Genomic DNA, 1,944 nt, shown 5'->3' on the forward strand with positions numbered 1-1,944 from the left:
GCCAGCGTGCCGGCGCCGGCGGCGGCGCCGAGCAGGACCGCGCCGCGCAGCACGGCCCGCCGGGGGAGGGGAACGGACATCGGGACCTCCTCGTCGGGTACGGCCGGCGAGGCGGACCGGTGCGGCCCGCCCCGTCGGCGTGGGTCAGCAGGGTCCGTTGCAGGCCAGCACGCGCAGCCGGTCCAGGGTGCCGTTCCAGACGTTCTGGTCGCCGGGGAAGGTGCCGGAGGAGGCCCACTGCCAGAACGAGTACGTGCCCCAGCCGGCCGGGAGCGTGCCGACGCTGCTGGAGTAGCGGGCGATCCACAGCGGATTGTTGGCCGCGAACTGCGCGGTGTTGCCGGTGCAGGTGCTCCACCAGTCGGTGGTGGTGTAGATGGTGGCCCACCGGCCGGTGCGGGCGTGGTACTGGTTGACGAACGAGGCGATCCAGCTGCGCATCGACGCCTGGCTCAGCCCGTAGCAGGTGGCGCCGTACGGGTTGTACTCGATGTCCAGCGCGCCGGGCAGCGTCCGCCCGTCCTTCGACCAGCCGCCGCCGTGGTCGACGAAGTAGTTGGCCTGGGTGGCGCCGCTCGTGGTGTCCGGTCGGGCGAAGTGGTACGACCCGCGGATCATCCCGACGTTGTAGGAGCCGTTGTACTGCTGGGCGAAGTACGGGTTGGTGTAGTACGTGCCCTCGGTGGCCTTGACGTAGGCGAACCGGGCCCCGTTGGCCCACGCTCCGGACCAGTTCACGTTGCCCTGGTAGCTGGAGACGTCCATCCCGGGCAGTCCGGCCGGCGCGGCGTGGGCGGGGGCCGCGCCGAGCAGGGCCGCCGCGGCGACGGTGACGGTGGCGAGCAGCGCGGCCCCGGCCGCGCGCAGCGCCGATCGCATCGAACGGTGCATCTGTCCTCCCTGGGGGTTGCCGCCTCGCGGGCGGCGGGAGTATGACGAAAGGAACTGTCAACATTAGGTCACAGGACGGAGAAACTTTTCAATAGACGCATCGAAGATTTTCTCTGCAATCAGGAGCGCTCAGAGCGCGGCGAGCACCTCGGCGGCGGCGCGCTCGCCGGCCGTCACCGCGCCCTCCAGGTAACCGCTCCACCGGGTCGCGGTCTCCGTCCCGGCCCAGTGCAGCCGGCCCACCGGTGGCCGCAGCCGCGGGCCGTAGTCGCACCACGAGCCGGGCGGCAGGATGCCGCAGAAGCAGCCCCGGGTCCACGGGTCGGCCGACCAGTCGTACTCCACCAGGTCGTCGGGGCGGGCGGCGGCGGGCCCGAACAGCGCGGCCAGGGCGTCGCACAGCGCGTCGCGGCGCTGCGCGACCGACAGTCGGCGCAGCGCCCGAGCCTGTGCGCCGTAGCTGAACGCGGTGAGCACCCCGCCCGCGAGGCCGGGCAGTGAGTTGTCCACCGTCTCGGTGAGCGGGCCGGTGTCCGTGGTGGCCACACCGGAGCGGCCGTCGGCCCGCCAGAACGGCTCCGGGTAGAGCGCGTGCACCTTGAACGCCGAGCCCATCGGCATCCGCTGGGTCAACCCGTCACGCAGCGCCGGCAGCGGCGGGTCGTACCGGATCCGGCCGGCCAGGGCCGGCGCCAGCGCCACCACCGCCGCGTCGGCGCGGTGCGCCTCGTCCCCGGCCCGGACCCGCACGCCCGAGGCGTCCTGGATGATCGCGTCGGCCGGGGCGGCCAGTCGCAGGGTCCCCGGCGGCAGGGCGGCGGCCATCCGCTCGGCCAGTGCGGCCGGACCGCCGACGATCCGGTCCTGCTGCGCGCCGCCGGCCATGCCCAGCAGTGACCGGGTTCCCCCGCCGCTGCGCAGGTAGAACAGCAACTGGAGCAGCGACACCTCGTCCGGCGAGGCGGCCAGCAGGCCACCGGCCAGCAGGCGACCGGCGTACCGGGCGGTGACCGGGTCCGGCACGGTGGCGGCGAGCCAGCCGCCGAGCGTGGT

2 protein-coding genes are annotated in these 1,944 nt (G+C 74.0%); both read right to left on the reverse strand.

Annotated elements, in window-relative coordinates; all coding sequences use genetic code 11:
• Positions 1 to 144 precede the first annotated feature (144 nt).
• Complete coding sequence (locus tag HUW36_RS31900; RefSeq protein WP_174531460.1) at positions 145 to 891, reverse strand: lysozyme; 747 nt, start codon at positions 889 to 891, stop codon at positions 145 to 147.
• A gap of 129 nt (positions 892 to 1,020) precedes the next feature.
• On the reverse strand, positions 1,021 to 1,944 hold a 924-nt coding region (locus HUW36_RS31905; protein WP_174531461.1), incomplete at its 5' end, for a flavin monoamine oxidase family protein.

This window comes from Micromonospora maritima, from assembly GCF_902825405.1.
Classification (GTDB): domain Bacteria; phylum Actinomycetota; class Actinomycetes; order Mycobacteriales; family Micromonosporaceae; genus Micromonospora; species Micromonospora maritima.